A 15,910-nucleotide genomic window follows, 5' to 3' on the forward strand; every position below is an offset into this window, starting at 1 on the left:
GTTCGCCGCGCATGCCTGCTTTCGCATGCCAGCGTTCATTTCGCGGCGTGCTCCAGCTCGCGCAAGGCGGCAAGGAGTTGGGCAACGTGTTCGCTGGTGTGCGTCGCGCTCAAGGAAACGCGCAGGCGCGCGCTGCCGGCGGGAACTGTCGGCGGACGGATTGGCGGCACCCACAGGCCGCGTTCGGCGAGGCCGGCGGCGACGCGCAGCACCTCGTGGTTGTCGCCGACCAGTACCGGCTGGATCGCCGTCGGCGACGGCAGCAGGCGCCAGCGCGTGTCGGTGAGCCCCACGCGCAACTGCGTGGCGAGCGCGGCGAGTTGCGCGCGACGCGCTTCGCCGGCGGCGATCAGCTCGAGCGACTTGAGCAGCGCGACGGCGAGCAGCGGCGGCGCGGCGGTGGTGAAGATGTGGCTGCGCGCGCGTTGCAGCAGCCAGTCGATCACGCTGGCGTCGCCGGCGACGAAGGCGCCGCCGACACCGGCGGCCTTGCCGAGCGTTCCCATGTGCACGATGCGCGGCGATGGCGGCAGGCCAAAATGCGCGAGGCTGCCGCGCCCCTGCGGGCCGAGCACGCCGAAGCCGTGCGCGTCGTCGACCACCAGCCAGGCGTCGTAACGCTCGGCGAGCGAGAACAGCTCGGGCAGCGGCGCGAGATCGCCGTCCATGCTGAACACGGCGTCGGTGAGGATCAGCTTGCGCCGGGCGCTGCTGCGTTCGAGCAGTCTTTCCAGCATGCCGATGTCGTTGTGCCCGTAGCGGTGGCTGTCGGCGCGCGACAGCTGCACCGCGTCGATCAGCGAGGCGTGGTTGAGCCGGTCGGAGAACACCGCGTCGCCGCGGCCGACCAGCGTCGGCACGATGCCGAGGTTGGCGAGGTAGCCGGTACCGAAGAGCAGCGCCCGCTCGCGGCCGACGAAGGCAGCCAGCCGCCGCTCCAGTTCGGCGTGCGGTGCGAAGTGGCCGCTGACCAGCGCCGAGGCGCCGGCGCCGACGCCCCATTCCTGCGCGCCGGCGATGGCGGCTTCAATCAGTGCTGCGTCGCTGGCGAGGCCGAGGTAGTCGTTGCTGGCAAAGCTGACCAGTTCGCGGCCGTCGACGACGGCGCGCGGGCCGCAGGGCGAGGCCAGCGTGCGCACCGAGCGCGTCAGCCCGTCGCGTTCGAGAGTGGCAAGCTGGCTGGCGAGTTCGTCGGCGATCATCGGGCGATTATCGTGGGGTCAGGCGGCCGCACCGCGCAGGGTTTCTGCCAGCGCGTCGGCGATGCCGGCGCCGAGCAGCGCGCATTCGTCGGCGCCGATGACGTAGGGCGGCATCACATAGACGGTGTTGCCGATCGGCCGCAGCAGCAGACCGCGCTTGAGCGCTGCGGCGTGGAAGGCGCGCGAGAAGCCGGCCGGCGGCTGGCCGGCAGTATCGACGACGTCGAAGGCAGCGATCATGCCGCGCTGGCGCAGGTGGCGCACCTGCGCGTGGTCGGCGAGCGGCGCCAGCGCCGCGCCGATTTGTGCAGCGAGCGTACGGTTGCGCGCGAGCGTCTCCTCACTGGCAAACAGGTCGAGCGTCGCCAGCGCGGCGCGGCAGGCGAGCGGGTTGCCGGTGTAGGAGTGCGAATGCAGGAAACCGCGCGCCGTCGCGTCGTCCCAGAAAGCTCCGTAGACCCGGTCGGTGGTCAGTACCACCGACAGCGGCAGATAGCCGCCGGAGATGCCCTTCGACAGGCAGAGGAAATCGGGGCGGATGCCGGCCTGCTCATGCGCGAAGAAGGTGCCGCTGCGGCCACAGCCGACGGCGATCTCGTCGCAGATCAGATGCACCTCGTAGCGGTCGCACAGCGCGCGAACGAGGCGCAGGTATTCCGGGTCGTGCATCGCCATGCCGGCGGCGCACTGCACCAGCGGCTCGACGATCAGCGCGGCGATCTGCGCGTGTTTCTCGGCGAGCAGCGCTTCCAGTCCGGCGGCGGCGCGGCGGGCGACGTCGATGGCGCTTTCACCGTCCTGCGCCAGCCGGGCGTCGGGACTCGGCACGACGTGCGCGGCGCGGATCAGCGGCGCGTAGGCGTCGCGGAAGATTGCGACGTCGGTGACGCCGAGCGCGCCGACCGTCTCGCCGTGATAGCCGCCAGCGACGCAGACGAACTCGCGCTTTTCAGTGCGGCCGCGATTCTGCCAGGAATGGAAGGACATCTTCAGCGCGATCTCGGTGGCCGAGGCGCCGTCGGAGGCGAAGAAGCAGTGGCCTAGCGCGCCGCCGGTCAGCGCCGACAGACGCTCCGCCAGTTCGACTGCCGGCGCGTGCGTGAAGCCGGCGAGCAGAACATGCTCCAGCGTTTCCAGCTGCTCACGCAGCGCGGCGTTGATCGCCGGGTGGCAGTGGCCGAAGAGGTTGACCCACCACGAGCTGATCGCGTCGAGATAGCGGCGGCCGTCGCAGTCGATCAGCCACGGGCCTTCGCCGCGCGCGATCGGCGTCAGCGGCAGCGCGCCGTCGCCGGCATGCTGTTTCATCTGCGTGCACGGGTGCCAGACGGCAGCGAGGCTGCGGCGCAGGAGATCGTTGTTATTCATTGGCGCTGATCAAGTCGCTGCGGCCGCACGCGGCGGCCGGCAGCGGCAATTGTTTGACGGAATGATGGGCGACCAGCTTTCAGTGCAGCGTCTGCGAGGTGGCGTTGGTCTGCTCCGGCATCTCGGCGTGCACCGTCTCGCCCTCGATGTTCGGATAGAGCGGCGCGCCGCAATCGTCGCAGAATTCGAACGGAAACTGCTGGTCGAGGCTGACGATTTCCTTGACGCCCGATTCGCGCAGCACGGCTTCGATCTCGCTGACGATGTCGGTGCTTTCGTCCTCGGCGCCAAGCAGCGGCCAGACGACGCCGTGGTAGAGCGTGTCCGAATCGCGCGGGCCGAAGCCGATGCGGTATTCCTCAAGCTGACGGTCGTAGAAGGCGCCGATCACCGCGCGGAAGGACTCGGTCGGCTTGCCCAGCGTGGTCTGCAGGAACGCGGCCGAAGCGCGCACCGAGTACGGGCGCGAGGCGCTGTCGGCGTTGCGGCAGGCGGCGTGGTAGGCGTCGGCGAGCAGCGGCTGGAAGGCGCAGCCGGTGAGCAGCGGTTCCAGGCAGGGGCCGCCCTGACGAACCCACTCCTTCAGCGCGACTTCGCGGCTGCCGTCGGCTTCGTTCCAGCGGAAAACCGGCGCGCCGCGCGGCACGACGACGGCGCCGACGACGTAACGCGTGTCCGAGAGGAAGCGCGAGGTTTCCGCCATGCTGGTGGCGTCGAGCGGCAGGTCGCGGCGTTCGAGCGCGGCGGCGCCAAGCTCGCGCAGGAGGCGCGCGGTGTCGACGAAACTGCGCGGCAGCTGGTCGGGACTGAACAGGAAGTCAGCCAGCGCGATCTGCGCGCCGGCGGCGAAGACATGTGCGCCGAGCTGCACCTTGAGCATGCCCAGCGTCGGCGCCGGGATGCGCTCGGCCGGGATCGAGAAGCGCGACCAGGCGAGCAGCGGCGCGTTGAACAGCAGCACGTCGTAGTCCTGACCCTGGTACGAGAGCACGCAGGATTCGGCGCCCGATTCGACCAGATCGGCGAGTTCGTCGTGCGCCTGCGCATTGGTGTCGTAGAGCCGGTCGAGCGCGGCGTTGATGTCGTCCTCGGCACCGTCGGCAAGCAGGCGTTCGATCAGCGCGGCGAGTTGCGCTTCCCAGAAGCGGTCTTCCAGCCGGCCACCGGATTCGGCGAGTCCGGCGGCAAGACGGCCGAGTTCGCCTGCGTCGGGCGAAATTCGCTTGCGCGAGGAAAAGCGGGTGCGTTTCATGGGGTGCCTTGCGTGGAAATCAGCTTGCCATTGTACCAAGGCGGCGCCGGTGGCGTCGGACGCGCTCGCCGCAGCGCGTTCCCGGTGGGCAAAAGCCTCAGCTCATCCGGGTGCGCCGCGTCACCGCCCAGCGCCGATCGGCGTCGGGGCGCTGGCTCGTGCGGCGCGGCGTCCGGGTACGCAGCTGCAGCTTGCGGTCACGACGCGTGCGCAGGGTGGCGGCGAGGTGCAGGACGCCGAGCACGAACAGCAGCGCAAGGAGAATCCAGATGTCTTCGTAGAGGAGCTGAAGCATCGGCGTGGCATCCGGGCATCACCGGCAGACGTTCGCTCAGTGACCTGCCGGCGAACCGGTGGGCGCGAGCAGTTCGGCAATTTGCGCTTGCGCGGCCAGCCAGTCGGCGAGGGCTTCATTGCCGCTGAAGCCACGTTTTTCGGCGATGTAGTAGGCGGCGACGGCCACCCATTCCTGGCTGGAATCGGCGTCCTGCGTTGGCTTGCTCGCCATCCGTTCTTCTTCAGCCGCGATCCAGCCTTCGTGGGCGCCGTCGCTACCCAGAGCGACTTTCCCGGCGTGGTAGCGCTGGTCGTCGGCCTGTATCTGCTGCTGGATGGCGGAATTGTCTGCGGTGCTCGCAGCGGTTTGCGATCCCGTGTCTCTGGTGATTCGCTGCTTGTGTGAAAACGAACCCGACTTTTCCATGGCGAACTCCTGTCGATCGAGGGGCAAGGTCTAAGCATCGAATGGGCTTTGAAGCTTATGGGCGCGGTAAGTTGCGTTCTGTGCGTTTGCGAACGTAAATCGCATGAGGCGAACGTTTGCGTGTCTGCTGTCCTCGGTTTTTCGCTTGCCAACGCTTCAAGCCGATCCTGCGTTTGCTGATCAAAACCAGCGGTTTCGATCTGTAAAATATGATCACTCGCAGCGCCTCGTCTACGCTTCAGCGTCTGGTCAAAGGCTCCTCCGTCGCTGCTCTCATGGCTGCAAGGCATGCTCGATGAGCGCGGGAGGATGGGAGATTGCATTCTGACCGGGTCGGCGCAGTTTGACCTGATTTCCGGAATGACGCAGTCGCTGGCCGGCCGTGTCGGGCGTGTTGAACTGCTGCCCTTGTCAGCGACGGAACTTGCCAGGGCCGGGCAGCTATCCAATCAACTCGACGAGGTATTGTTTCGCGGCGCCTATCCCGCCTTGTTTGATCGCCAACTGGCGCCTACCGACTGGTTCCCCAACTACGTCGCCACCTATCTTGAGCGCGATGTCCGGCAAATGATCGCGGTTCGCGATCTCAGCCAGTTCCAGCGCTTTGTGCGCATGTGCGCCGCGCGCTCGGGGCAGTTGCTGAATCTGGCAGCGCTCGGCAACGACTGCGGGGTCTCGGCGGTGACGGCGCGCGAGTGGCTTTCGGTGCTGGAGGCGAGCTATCTGGTTATGCGTCTGGCGCCGTATCACCGCAATTTTGGCAAGCGTCTGGTCAAGACGCCCAAGCTTTACTTTCTGGATGTCGGACTTCTGGCCTGGCTACTGGGTATTCGCGACGCGCAGACGATTGAAACGCACGCTTCGCGCGGCGCTTTGTTTGAAACCTGGGTGGTGAGCGATTTCATCAAACAGCGTTTCAACGAGGGGCAGCCCGCCGATCTGTATTTCTGGCGGGACAATGTCGGGCACGAGGTGATTTGCTCTATGAGACGCCCCGGGGCTTGCAAGCCATTGAAATTAAATCAGGAACTACATTTTCCGATGACTGGGTGGTGGCCTGCCGCCAGTGGAGCAAATTTGCAGCGGGTGAAGCACTGCAGCCCATCGTCGTCCATGGGGAAGCCAGAGCTACGAACGTGAAGCGTGTCAGGTTGTCGGCTGGCGGGATATTGGCGCGCTGACGTCGTCGACGATCCGGTAGATAAATTTGCGAGATTTTTCGCCTTAGCCGTAACGCCGATACGCATTCGCTTCCATCGTGTAAAGCCCCGTGACCTTCGACGTGCTGCCACGCAACGCTACGATTTTTCTTGCGGCGTGTCCTCTGCGTGGGCGAAGGCTCGGAAATGGTGGTCTGTCCCTTGTTTCTGTTCTTAGCTCCCCCGAGGGAAGCGGAGACCGGAATGCCGGATGTGCAGCTGTTCGCAGGTACGCGGCGAGTTCCTGCACGTGGATGGGGTGGTACATATCAGGCAAAATGCCATCAGTATTGGTAATTCGAAGGTGGTGAAGTGGCGAAGCTGAGCAAAGACCAATTGCGCATGATGCACGGCATTACCGAGCCAACCGGGCCGAGTGATCCGACGGTTCTTTCTCGGCGAAGGCTGCATGAGGCAGGCGCGAGGTGGCTCGCCCGGTGGTCTTACCCGTTGCAGGGTATTTTCGCCTCGATCGGTCTCGTAATTGTGCTGCTCCCGACGATGTCGAAATCCTGGCGCTCTGTAGTTGAGGTGATGCCCATTGCTGGGCGGATTTTTCAGGATTTTTCATCCCTCAGCGGAGGCGCAGTGCTTTTGTTTTATTTTTTGTCGGGCCTATTCTTGATTCAGACTAGAGTCCAGAGCAAGAATCCGGCAGGGCAAGCCAGTTTCTTGACATATAGGGACGTTGTCGAAATGGAACTGTACCCCAAGAATAAGGGAGAGGAACTCGCTTACTGGGTTGACTTTTGTCTTGCTTTCGCTGGAACGACTCTGTGGCTTTATCTCCCTTTTGGAATTCTGGCGTTTGCTATAAGAATGGGAGGCTGAGATGAGCGTGGTTAATTTGGAAAGGTGATCGGGGGCTGGCCACGATCTTGTAATGGCAAAGTGATCACCGCATGCGAAGCGGCGGAGATTCACGAGATGATCGCAAAACTGAATCAACGCTATCAGACCGAAATCGGCGAGCCCGGCGCCGTGCTGTCAGGCGGGCGGCGATAGCGCATCGCGATTGCTCGCGCCCTGCTCAAACGCCCCAAGGTGCTTATCTTCGACGAGGCGATTTCCAATCTGGATTAGCAGACTGCCGAGCATTTTGCGCAGACGATCAATCGACTCAATGGCAAGATGACGATGATATTTATTTCGCACCAGGTGCAAAAAGGCTCCCAAGTAGATGCTGTAGCGAATATTGGGCAGCATGCGATGCGCATGAGTTTGGTGAAGGAGGATGTTTGATGGAATGGCGAGGAACTTCGGAAGGGAAGTCAATTTTCGCCGGCAAAGAAAAACGCCTGGGAAGGCCTCTCACCGCGCTAGAAAAGGCCCTGCCAATCTCAAAATACACAGCGATCATCGCATTTATTTCGTTGATCCCATTTCTTTCTGCGGACTTATGGGAGGCTTCTCATTTGCATATAACTCCGCTAGAGAAAAGCTATGCAAGTGTGAGTCTCCGACTTGGGGGCGGAGGAAAGTCACCGCCCGTCATCGTTCTTACTGAAGGTGGCAAAGACTTGTTTGTGTCTTCGTGCGACGGATTGAAAGAACTCCTCTGTCGAGAGGAGTATTCTGAGAATCCCGCTGTTGTCGATATGGCTGTTGTGATAGAGGTGTCGCCAGGGAAAGGAGTAATCAAGCGCATAAACATGTCCGACAAGCTTGGAAAAGAAGTCGTCGTGACAAATCCTTATGCCAATACCTGGGCAAAAAGCTACCAAAGTAATCCGTACCAGAAAAACTGGTTTCTCCTGGTGATTTTCGTTGGTGCTGTTCTGGTTTTTCTCGTTCTGAGCATCTCATCCACCATTATCAATTCGAGGAGTCGTAGGAAATGAGTAGTCCATCGACAGTTACCCTGGTTGCCCGAAGCCTTGGCGAGCAGGTTGGGGCTGTCGACGGAACGATCAACGCCTACATCGGCGCGCGCGATGGAAATATAGGCACATGGTTATCGGGCACCATTAAGGTGTCGAAGGGTTTTCATGTGGATGAGGTGCTTAATATGGAGAACAATGCCATGAACATGAGTTTGGTGAAGGGGCGATGTGATGGTATGGATTTTTAATAAGAAAATACCTGGGCTGATTTTGTTATTTTTGCCAGAGTTTATTTTATTGGCAATTTGGGTTTTATTTAAGAGCTCAATCTTAGATATTCGCGCAGCGATGTTCTCTCAAACCATTGAAATGAGCTCTGTTAGATTGATTGCAGTTAGTGGGGCTTTATTGGTGATTGCCCAAGCGTTTCGTATTTTTGCTTTTCAAACTGGTGAAGAAGTTTTTTGGGAGGTTAAAAAAGTAAGCATCGGGGGATTGGTTGTAATCTTTTTTATCATTCTTGGGGTCGCCTCAGAGTTGCCGAGAGTTGAAAATGTCATGAATGAATCATATGCATCAATGGTCATATTTTTCATAACGATGACTGGTGCGATTTATTTGTTCGTTGAAATTTTTGTTTCCTTAATCTCGCTGGCGATGTCCTTCATGAAAAGGGGGTAGCATGTTTGGGAAATTGTCGGGTGCATGCCGGTGGATGGGTGCAGCACACGGCCTCAGAAACAATATGGGGTAGCATGCAATGCACATGAGCTTGGTGAAGGAGGTGGGCCGATGAAGGTGGTGCCTTTTAAATATTTGCGAGGTAATTATTTTCGCAAACTGATGTCTGTGTTCGGCTTTTTCCTTCTAGGAATAATTCTTTCATTCTCGTCCACGAGGGCATATTCAGGTGGGAAGAAATATTCTAAGCAGGGCGCAAATTTTGCTGATGCTATGCAGAGTGTCTTGGAGTCAAGGGGGCTCTGTGGTTTGCCAAAAGATTGCTACAGTATCCTTCCAAGAACGATAGAAACGGACAGCTCGGTTTATATACAGTTCTATGAGGTTGGCGAAAAAAACCGAGCTGCGTTTTTAGCTGTTGTTGACCTTTCATTGTCTGAAGGTGTTCAGATCACAGGCGGAGTGCCTATAATCATTGAGGCTTTTCGTGAGACACAAGAAGAGTATCGTACTTCTGGTTTGATTGTTAAATAAGTAAAAGCATTCGCTACCATCGAGGTGAACAAATGAGTGCGCAATAAGCGTTCAGATGAGGTTGGATTTAGGTCTTCTGTCCGGCAAGATAAATCCGCATTCGTTCGTGTCATCAACTAATCTTGGTGGAAAGAAAATTGAATTCGGTTTTAGTCCTGTGCTCTGGTGATTCATCTGATCCATGGGAGATTAAAGGAGGTGATCGTCGGTGTGGTTTGGGGGCGCAATTTCGTAACTGCCATAAAGCAACCTCCGCAAGTTTGGTTTGCCTCGTGGTCGATGATTTGGTGCATGTCGCTTGGTGGGCAAAGAACTCTGCCGGAGAAATATTCGGTTTTTGATGCTGTCGTTTCACATGCGCCAACGCGGTTTCGTCCATGCTCGGACAGCGAGACACACTCCCAGTGATTCGCACGTCATTGTTGCTTGCCGCTCGTTCTTGAGCGCTTTATTTCCAAGCGTTGGACATCGCGCCGCAGCCGGGCAAGCACGAGCGCGTCAGCTCGGGTACGATCTCTCGCCAGAAGAACTGCTCCTTCGCCAACTTTTGCTGTAGAGACCGCCATGCTCAAACGAGACGCAAGCCTGACCACCGATCAGAAAGCCTTGACCTTCAACCTTGACAAGTTCAAGTACGGCTCGATCGTCGAGATCGGCGCCGGGCAGGAAGTCGCGCGCCGCTTCTTCCAGGTCGGCGCCGCTGCCGGCACCGTCGCTAAGACCATGTCGGCCTACGACATGGCGGTCAGCGACGACATCTACGGCCATGTCGACCGCTACGTCAGCCGTGCGCGTCTGCTGCAGATGCTAGAGAAGGAGTTCAACCAGGTGGTGGCGCGGCTGGCGCATGTGCGCGCGAAGAACACCACCTTCTTCGCCTACGCCGCCACCGTTACCGCGCGCAGCTTCCGGCAGAAGAACGAATGCCACGGTTGGGTCGGCATCCGCCTGCAGCTGCATCCGGGCGCGGCGCCGTCCGACGTGATCCTGCACGTGCGCATGCTCGACAACGACAACGCGCTGCAATCGGAAGCGCTCGGCATCCTCGGCGTCAACCTGATCCACGGTGCGTTCTTCAACTACGCGCAGCCGGAATGGGTGGTCGAGGGGCTGTCCGACGGCCTCGGCTCCGACCGCATCGAGGTGGACCTGATCCACTTCTCCGGGCCGTACTTCGAAGAAGTCGAAAACCGCCTGATGAACCTGCACCTGATCCGCAGCTGGCTGACGCGCGCGGTGATCTTCAATCCGCAGGGCGAGGTGGTCGTTCCCGGCGAGCTGTTCCACCGCAAGCCGGTGGTCGTCATGCGCGGACATTACAAGCCGATCAACTGCGTCAATGTGGACATGATGAGCGCCGGCCTGCGCCAGTTCTGCCACATGGCCGCGGTCGATGAGCCGGAGGTGGTGTCGCTGGCCGAGCTGACCATGAATTCGCTGGTCAGCGGCGACCGCCTCGACGGTGCCGACTTCCTCGCGCGCATCGACCTGCTCGCCGCGCAGGGCTACACGGTGATGATTTCCGACTACGTGCGCTTCTTCCGCTTGCGCGCCTACCTGCGTCGCTACACGCAGAAGCCGATCGGCATCGTCCTTTCGGTGCGCGACTTCGCGGCGCTGTTCGACGAGAAGTACTACGAGGGGCTCGAAGGCGGCATTCTCGAGGCCTTCGGCAAGCTGTTCCCGGACAACACCCACGTCTATGTCTATCCGGCGCGCCCCAAGGGACGTCGCGACGCGCCGCTCACCACGCTCGACAATGTCGAGGTGCCGGCCAAGTTCCGCCATCTGCTCGCGCATCTGGTCGAAAGCCGCAAGCTGATTGCCATCGATCCGCTCGACGACAGCCGCCTGCACATCGATTCGGGCGAAATCGCCGCCGGCCTGCGCCGCGGTCGTGGCGACTGGGAGAACGACGTTCCCGAGGCGGTCGCCAGCCGCGTCATCGAAGGCCGCCTGTTCGGCTTCGACAGCGAGTAGCGGTCCCAGCGCCCGGCGTCCGGCGCCGCCTGACGGGCGCCGGGTGATTGCGCGGCTTCAGGCAGCTTCGGGTGCGCTGGCCTTCGGCGGCAGGAAGAAATCGCGCGGCCGGCGGAAGAGGTGGCGCAGCAGTGAGCCGGCGAGGTGCCGCCACTGCGCGTCGGATACCTTGCGCGCGCGCAGCGCCACATTGAGCGCCAGCGCAAAGCTCACCAGCAGGTTGGTTGCGCCGATGGCAGCGACGCCGAGCACCGCCCAGAGCACCGCCCACACGTCGGGAATCAGCGTCGCCGCCAGTTCGGTCGGGCTGGCGAAGGCGCCGCCGACCGTCGAGATGCCGATGAAGGCCGACGAGAAGGCCACGTGGCGGATGTCGAGCGGCAGGCCGAAGAGCACGCCGATCACCGTGGTGCCGCCGAGCAGGAAGCCGAACAGCAGGTTCCCGGCGAGCGCGCCGAGGTTGTCGCCGATGTAGGCGGCAACGCGCTGCATGCGCGCTTCGCCGAACAGCCGGCGCGGCCAGTTCAGTTGCAGCAGGCGCTGCGGAATGCGGTTGTAGGCGGCATAGTTGTCGAAATAGCCCGAGATCAGTCCGGCGAGGAACAGGCAGACGCCGGCGATCGCCGCGTAGAAGACGGCGCCGCTCTCGTAAAGATGCTGCTCGGCGAGCAGATGCGCCGACTTGTCGGCATCGGCCAGCGGCGTGCCGGTGGCCGAGAGCCAGGCAAAGGCGAGGATCGCGGAGAGCGGAATGGCGATACCGATATTGCCAAGGATGGCGACGATCTGGCTGCGCACGGTACTGGCGATCAGGCCGGTGAGCGCTTCGAGGTCGCGCACCTTGCCGCCGGCCTGACTGATGCGCGCGGCGATGGCGTTGGCGGTCATCGCCGGCTGCTTGGTCGCCACCGATCCGTGCAGCACATGGATCAGGCAGAAACCGAGCCCGTAATTGAGGCAGTAGGCGAGCGCCGCCGTTGCCGGCGGCAGACCGAGCTTGCCGAGCAGGATCTTGAAGCAGGCCATGAAGGCGATGATGAAGCCGCCGATCATCGCCGAGCGCGCCATCGCGAAATACTCGGCGCGCGTGTCGGTGATGTAGTGCTCGCCGTGGCTGCCGGCGTTTTCGGTGACGCGCAGCGAGAGCAGTTCGACGTTCTGCCGCCAGTGTGGTCGCAACTCGTTGCGCTGGCATTCGTCGGCGACCAGCTGCATGAACAGGCGCAGCAGCGCCGCCTGCACGGCGCGGCCGCCGGGATCGGCGTGCCAGACGGCAACGATGCCGAGCAGTTGCTCGCAGCGATTGATCAATTGCTCGAGGCGCTGCAGGTGATAGGTGAGACGGATACTGGCACCGTCGCGCGCGGCACGGCGATGGATGCGCGCAATGACGTCGTGACACTGGCCGAGCAGCACGCGCAGCTGGCGGTCGTCGCTGTCGGCGGCGATCGGCGCATCGATGCCGGCAGCGCGGCCATTGCTGCTCAGGCGCTCGAGATAGGCGAGCAGTTCGGCGTTCTGCGCAATGAATGGCGACTGGTGCGATTGCTCGCTCGCCGGGTCGGCCAGCGACGGCACCAGACGCAGCAGCTCGGGTTCGCAGCCGAGCGCGGCGATCCACGTCGACACGACGCGCAGCGAGTGCAGCATTTCGCTGTAGGCGCGCGGCGGTGTGGCGGCGACGGCGCGTGCCGCCGTTGCACTGACAGTCTCTCCAGTAGTGGCCGGGCCGCGCGCCCCTACGCCGGGCAGGGCGCTGCTCGCGTCCTCGCCGAAGCGCAGCGCGTCGATCAGTTGCAGCCAGCACTCCTCGCCGACGCCGAGCACCCAGCGACGGTCGCTGGGGCGGTGAAAAACGCGGCGCAGCACGCTGCGCAAGAGGCCCGGATCGAGTACGTCGGGCAGCAGCTTGTGGCCGATGCGGCGGAACGCCTCGGAAAAGAAGCCGGTGTTGGGCAGGATTCCCGACGCCGCGTACAGCTCGGAATGGCGGTGCGTCTGGCCGAGCAGGCGGATCGCCGCGCAGACGCCGGCACGCAGCGCCGGGCGTTCGCCGAGCAGGAAGCACAACGCCTGCACGTTGCGCCGCGCCGCCTCGATGTCGCCGGCGCGGCGCGGCCGCAAGTGGTCAACCAGGGCAACGAACAGCTCGCTGGCCGCCGCGCTGCGCATGCTGCTCGCTGCCGTGCCATCGTTGTCGCCAGCGGCCTGACCAAAGGCGGCAAAGCCTTGCAGTGTCTGTTCCATGGGGGCTCGCGCGCCGCTCGCAGGCGGCGTCAATGAACGGGTCGGGCTACAATCCTAGCACGCGTGATTTTTGCTCCGCCCTTGCGCCGCACTCGTTCAGCCTTCGGGATGCCCTCATGATCATCGTTCTCTCACCCGCCAAAACGCTCGATTTTTCGCCACCGCCGCTGGCCATCGAGCATTCGCAAGCGGCTTTCCTCGACGACTCGCAGCAGCTGATCGAGCGCCTCCGGCAGCTGTCGCCGGCGCAAATCGCTTCGCTGATGGGGCTCAGCGACAAGCTCGCCGTGCTCAACGCGACGCGCTTTGCCGATTGGGCGCCGCCGTTTACGCCGCACAACGCGCTGCAGGCGGTGTTCGCTTTCAACGGCGACGTCTATGAAGGGCTCGACGCGCGCCATCTTTCGGCCGACGATCTGCGTTTCGCGCAGCGGCACCTGCGCATCCTGTCCGGCCTCTACGGCATCCTGCGCCCGCTCGACCTGATGCAGGCTTACCGGCTGGAAATGGGAACGCGCATCGACAATCCGCGCGGCAAGGATCTCTACGCGTTCTGGGGTGAGCGGCTGGCACAGGCGATCGCTGCCGATCTGGCGGGAGGCGAGTCTGGCAAGGACTCTGGCTGCGACGTCGCCGGCGCTGCCGACGCGGCAAGGCCGGGGTCGGCGCGAACGCTGGTGAACCTTGCCTCGGAAGAGTATTTCAAGGCGCTCGGCGGCAAACGCCCCGGCCTGCCGGTGGTGCAGCCGGTGTTCGAGGACTGGAGCAGCGGTCGTTACAAGGTGGTGAGCTTCTTCGCCAAACGCGCGCGCGGGCTGATGGCGCGCTACGCGATCGTCAATCGCCTGGAAGATGCCGCGGCGCTCAGGGACTTCGCTGTCGAGGGCTATGCCTTCGCCGCCGACGCGTCCGACGCGCAGCGCTGGGTGTTCCGCCGCCGCGCGGAGTAGATAGCGGTACTTGGCGTTACAGCATTCGGGCCGCGCCCGGCCGCCGCTAGGCTTGCGTGGCCTGATCGACGGCGCCGACCAGTTCTTGCGTTGCGCTTGTCGCCAGCCAGTCGCGTGCCGCGGCTGCGGTCTTGATTGCACAGGGTGGCGCCCGGCGGCCCGGCAGCGCCAGTCGCAGCAGTTCGCGGTCGCGCGTGATCAGCAGGTCGGCCTCAGCGAAGGCGGCGAGAACGAGAAACTTCTGGTCGTCGCGGTCGCGACAGCGCGGAATCGCGTCGATCACGCCGGCGTCGAGGGCGCTGTCGTCGACCAGCGTGACCAGTTCAAGATAGCGGGCAAGGATGCGCTCGACCGCCGCCGCGTCGAGACGGAACTGCGGCCGTGGCAGCACGCTGGCCAGTTCGTCGATGCATTCCTGCGTGGCAAAGCAGCGCACGCTTCCATCGGCAATCGGTTCGTTCAGCCAGACCGTTGCCGGATCGGCGAAATGCAGCAGATCGATGACGATGTTGGTGTCGAGAACGAGTCGACGCGGCGTGCCTCCCGCTGCCGTCGCGGCGGCGTGGCAATCACCTGAGCGGCTGGTGTTGGCGCTGGATTGCGGTTCCGGCATGCGTTCTCCCGAGTGTCGATGTCGCCGGCCGCGGCTGCGATGGCCTCGCCCTGTCGGCTGGCCTGATGCGGCTTCTTGCCTTGCGCCAGTCAGTGGCTGGCGATCAGGCGCAGGATTCTACCCCGCGTTACCCCGTACCGCGCCGCACGATCTCGCTCCGCCTGCCGCTGTAGCCTGCCGGCGCGCAGTAGCACCGACGCCGGCCTTTGCCGGCCGGCCGCCGCAGGCGCTCGGGTAGAATTCGCCTTTTGCGCGGGAGTGCGGACAGTGGAGCCTCAGGCAGGGCTGGCAAAGGCAGAGGCGAACGCAGAATTGCACGCAAAGGCGACCGCAGCGGCGACCGCAAAAACTGGCGGGCGCGTGCTGCTGGCGCCGATGGACGGAGTCGCCGACTTTGTCCTGCGCGCGGTGCTGACGCGCATCGGCGGCTTCGATCTGGCGGTGACCGAGTTCGTGCGCGTGACCACCTCAGTGCTGCCGGCGAGAACTTTCCTGCACACCTGTCCGGAGCTGGCCAACGGCAGCCGCACCGCCGCCGGAACGCCGGTCCGCGTGCAACTGCTCGGCGGCGACGCGGCCTGCCTTGCCGACAACGCGGCACGGCAGGCCGAACTGGCGCCAGCCGGCCTCGACCTCAACTTCGGTTGCCCGGCGCCGACCGTCAATCGCCACGACGGCGGCGCTGTCCTGCTCGAAGACCCTGACCGCCTGCACCGCATCGCCAGTGCGGTGCGCGCTGCACTGCCGGCCACCGTGCCGCTCTCGGCCAAGATGCGCCTCGGCGTGCATGATCCGGCGCGCGCGCTCGATTGCGCGCAGGCGCTGGCCGCCGGCGGTATCGACATGCTGGTGGTGCATGCGCGCACGCGCGACGAAGGCTACCGGCCGCCGGCGCACTGGGCGTTGCTGGCGCCGATCGGCGAGGCGCTGCAGATTCCGGTGGTCGCCAACGGCGAGGTGTGGACGCTCAACGACTACCACCGTTGCCGCGCCGAAAGCGGTTTGGCGGACGTGATGCTCGGCCGCGGCGCCGTCGCCGATCCTTTCCTCGCCCGGCGCATCGCCGCCTGGCGCAGTGGCGGCGACTGCAGCGAGCATTGGCAGGCCGAATGGCGCGAACTGCTGCCGTCGATCGCCGACTACTGGCACGGCGTGCAAGCGCGAGTGCAGCCGAAAGCGGCTCCCGGACGGATCAAGCAATGGCTCAATTCGCTGACGCGCAGCTACGGCGAGGCCGGCGTGCTGCACGGCGCCTTGCGCCGCGTGACCTCGGTTGCCGAGGCGTCGGCCGTGCTGCGCGCGCATGGCGTGCCGGCGCGCGACGTGCTCGCCGAGACGGCCGCGTCACTGCACTGAAA

The 15,910-nt window shown here is 63.3% G+C and carries 17 protein-coding genes; 9 read left to right on the forward strand and 8 right to left on the reverse strand.

What is annotated here, in order from left to right:
• Positions 1-35: 35 nt before the first annotated feature.
• From bioF to GGD90_RS14310, 5 genes are all read right to left on the reverse strand, one after another.
• The gene (gene bioF / locus GGD90_RS14290; protein WP_153116362.1) at positions 36-1,202 is read right to left on the reverse strand and encodes an 8-amino-7-oxononanoate synthase; all 1,167 of its coding nucleotides are present in this window, start codon (positions 1,200-1,202) and stop codon (positions 36-38) included.
• Between the two features lie 18 nt (positions 1,203-1,220).
• On the reverse strand, positions 1,221-2,570 hold the full coding sequence (bioA, locus tag GGD90_RS14295; protein ID WP_153116361.1) for an adenosylmethionine--8-amino-7-oxononanoate transaminase: 1,350 nt from the start codon (positions 2,568-2,570) through the stop codon (positions 1,221-1,223).
• Positions 2,571-2,649: 79 nt separating this feature from the next.
• Positions 2,650-3,822 (reverse strand): DUF2863 family protein, encoded by a 1,173-nt coding sequence (locus GGD90_RS14300; RefSeq protein WP_153116360.1) that lies wholly within the window; start codon positions 3,820-3,822, stop codon positions 2,650-2,652.
• Positions 3,823-3,919: 97 nt separating this feature from the next.
• The gene (locus GGD90_RS14305) at positions 3,920-4,117 is read right to left on the reverse strand and encodes a hypothetical protein (RefSeq protein ID WP_153116359.1); all 198 of its coding nucleotides are present in this window, start codon (positions 4,115-4,117) and stop codon (positions 3,920-3,922) included.
• Positions 4,118-4,153: 36 nt separating this feature from the next.
• Entirely contained in the window at positions 4,154-4,525 is a 372-nt protein-coding gene (locus GGD90_RS14310) for a DUF2934 domain-containing protein (RefSeq protein WP_153116358.1), read from the reverse strand.
• A 267-nt stretch (positions 4,526-4,792) separates the two neighbouring features.
• Here GGD90_RS14310 and GGD90_RS14315 point away from each other — a divergent pair, with 267 nt between their 5' ends.
• Both GGD90_RS14315 and GGD90_RS14320 read left to right on the forward strand, forming a co-directional pair.
• Positions 4,793-5,665: an ATP-binding protein gene (locus GGD90_RS14315; RefSeq protein WP_228273703.1), complete on the forward strand. Its 873-nt coding sequence runs from the start codon at positions 4,793-4,795 to the stop codon at positions 5,663-5,665.
• 371 nt (positions 5,666-6,036) lie between these two features.
• Positions 6,037-6,555: a hypothetical protein gene (locus GGD90_RS14320; RefSeq protein WP_153116357.1), complete on the forward strand. Its 519-nt coding sequence runs from the start codon at positions 6,037-6,039 to the stop codon at positions 6,553-6,555.
• 156 nt (positions 6,556-6,711) lie between these two features.
• Here GGD90_RS14320 and GGD90_RS14325 read toward each other — a convergent pair whose 3' ends face one another.
• Positions 6,712-6,930, reverse strand: a complete 219-nt coding sequence (locus tag GGD90_RS14325) for a hypothetical protein (RefSeq protein WP_153116356.1) — start codon at positions 6,928-6,930, stop codon at positions 6,712-6,714.
• Between the two features lie 35 nt (positions 6,931-6,965).
• Here GGD90_RS14325 and GGD90_RS14330 point away from each other — a divergent pair, with 35 nt between their 5' ends.
• The 5 genes from GGD90_RS14330 (at position 6,966) to GGD90_RS14350 (ending at position 10,742) form a co-directional block, all read left to right on the forward strand.
• On the forward strand, positions 6,966-7,565 hold the full coding sequence (locus tag GGD90_RS14330; protein WP_153116355.1) for a hypothetical protein: 600 nt from the start codon (positions 6,966-6,968) through the stop codon (positions 7,563-7,565).
• Positions 7,562-7,795, forward strand: coding sequence for a hypothetical protein (locus GGD90_RS14335; RefSeq protein ID WP_153116354.1), 234 nt, complete (start codon positions 7,562-7,564; stop codon positions 7,793-7,795). The genes GGD90_RS14330 and GGD90_RS14335 overlap by 4 nt, the downstream gene beginning before the upstream one ends.
• Positions 7,779-8,228, forward strand: coding sequence for a hypothetical protein (locus GGD90_RS14340; RefSeq protein WP_153116353.1), 450 nt, complete (start codon positions 7,779-7,781; stop codon positions 8,226-8,228). Before GGD90_RS14335 ends, GGD90_RS14340 begins: the two co-directional genes overlap by 17 nt.
• A 111-nt stretch (positions 8,229-8,339) precedes the next feature.
• The gene (locus tag GGD90_RS14345; protein WP_153116352.1) at positions 8,340-8,762 is read left to right on the forward strand and encodes a hypothetical protein; all 423 of its coding nucleotides are present in this window, start codon (positions 8,340-8,342) and stop codon (positions 8,760-8,762) included.
• 564 nt (positions 8,763-9,326) lie between these two features.
• Positions 9,327-10,742: a TonB-dependent receptor gene (locus GGD90_RS14350; RefSeq protein ID WP_153116351.1), complete on the forward strand. Its 1,416-nt coding sequence runs from the start codon at positions 9,327-9,329 to the stop codon at positions 10,740-10,742.
• Positions 10,743-10,799: 57 nt separating this feature from the next.
• On the opposite strand, the gene GGD90_RS14355 is transcribed toward GGD90_RS14350, so the two are convergent.
• Positions 10,800-12,989 (reverse strand): site-specific recombinase, encoded by a 2,190-nt coding sequence (locus GGD90_RS14355; protein WP_153116350.1) that lies wholly within the window; start codon positions 12,987-12,989, stop codon positions 10,800-10,802.
• A 116-nt stretch (positions 12,990-13,105) separates the two neighbouring features.
• Between GGD90_RS14355 and yaaA the strand changes: the two genes are divergently transcribed.
• The gene (gene yaaA / locus GGD90_RS14360) at positions 13,106-13,939 is read left to right on the forward strand and encodes a peroxide stress protein YaaA (RefSeq protein ID WP_153116349.1); all 834 of its coding nucleotides are present in this window, start codon (positions 13,106-13,108) and stop codon (positions 13,937-13,939) included.
• Between the two features lie 46 nt (positions 13,940-13,985).
• On the opposite strand, the gene GGD90_RS14365 is transcribed toward yaaA, so the two are convergent.
• On the reverse strand, positions 13,986-14,552 hold the full coding sequence (locus GGD90_RS14365; RefSeq protein WP_153116348.1) for a putative toxin-antitoxin system toxin component, PIN family: 567 nt from the start codon (positions 14,550-14,552) through the stop codon (positions 13,986-13,988).
• A 312-nt stretch (positions 14,553-14,864) separates the two neighbouring features.
• Between GGD90_RS14365 and GGD90_RS14370 the strand changes: the two genes are divergently transcribed.
• Positions 14,865-15,908, forward strand: coding sequence for a tRNA dihydrouridine synthase (locus GGD90_RS14370; protein ID WP_228273697.1), 1,044 nt, complete (start codon positions 14,865-14,867; stop codon positions 15,906-15,908).
• Positions 15,909-15,910 lie beyond the last annotated feature (2 nt).

Source organism: Rhodocyclus tenuis (genome assembly GCF_014197755.1).
GTDB lineage: Bacteria > Pseudomonadota > Gammaproteobacteria > Burkholderiales > Rhodocyclaceae > Rhodocyclus > Rhodocyclus tenuis.

Coding starts and splice junctions, on each gene's coding strand:
- GGD90_RS14310 (WP_153116358.1), bottom strand. CDS start 4,525: ATGGAAAAGTCGGGTTCGTTTTCACACAAGCAGCGAATCACCAGAGAC.
- GGD90_RS14340 (WP_153116353.1), top strand. CDS start 7,779: ATGGTATGGATTTTTAATAAGAAAATACCTGGGCTGATTTTGTTATTT.
- GGD90_RS14365 (WP_153116348.1), bottom strand. CDS start 14,552: ATGCCGGAACCGCAATCCAGCGCCAACACCAGCCGCTCAGGTGATTGC.
- GGD90_RS14300 (WP_153116360.1), bottom strand. CDS start 3,822: ATGAAACGCACCCGCTTTTCCTCGCGCAAGCGAATTTCGCCCGACGCA.
- GGD90_RS14355 (WP_153116350.1), bottom strand. CDS start 12,989: ATGGAACAGACACTGCAAGGCTTTGCCGCCTTTGGTCAGGCCGCTGGC.
- GGD90_RS14330 (WP_153116355.1), top strand. CDS start 6,966: ATGGAATGGCGAGGAACTTCGGAAGGGAAGTCAATTTTCGCCGGCAAA.
- bioA (WP_153116361.1), bottom strand. CDS start 2,570: ATGAATAACAACGATCTCCTGCGCCGCAGCCTCGCTGCCGTCTGGCAC.
- GGD90_RS14325 (WP_153116356.1), bottom strand. CDS start 6,930: ATGCTGCCCAATATTCGCTACAGCATCTACTTGGGAGCCTTTTTGCAC.
- GGD90_RS14345 (WP_153116352.1), top strand. CDS start 8,340: ATGAAGGTGGTGCCTTTTAAATATTTGCGAGGTAATTATTTTCGCAAA.
- yaaA (WP_153116349.1), top strand. CDS start 13,106: ATGATCATCGTTCTCTCACCCGCCAAAACGCTCGATTTTTCGCCACCG.
- bioF (WP_153116362.1), bottom strand. CDS start 1,202: ATGATCGCCGACGAACTCGCCAGCCAGCTTGCCACTCTCGAACGCGAC.
- GGD90_RS14305 (WP_153116359.1), bottom strand. CDS start 4,117: ATGCTTCAGCTCCTCTACGAAGACATCTGGATTCTCCTTGCGCTGCTG.
- GGD90_RS14350 (WP_153116351.1), top strand. CDS start 9,327: ATGCTCAAACGAGACGCAAGCCTGACCACCGATCAGAAAGCCTTGACC.
- GGD90_RS14335 (WP_153116354.1), top strand. CDS start 7,562: ATGAGTAGTCCATCGACAGTTACCCTGGTTGCCCGAAGCCTTGGCGAG.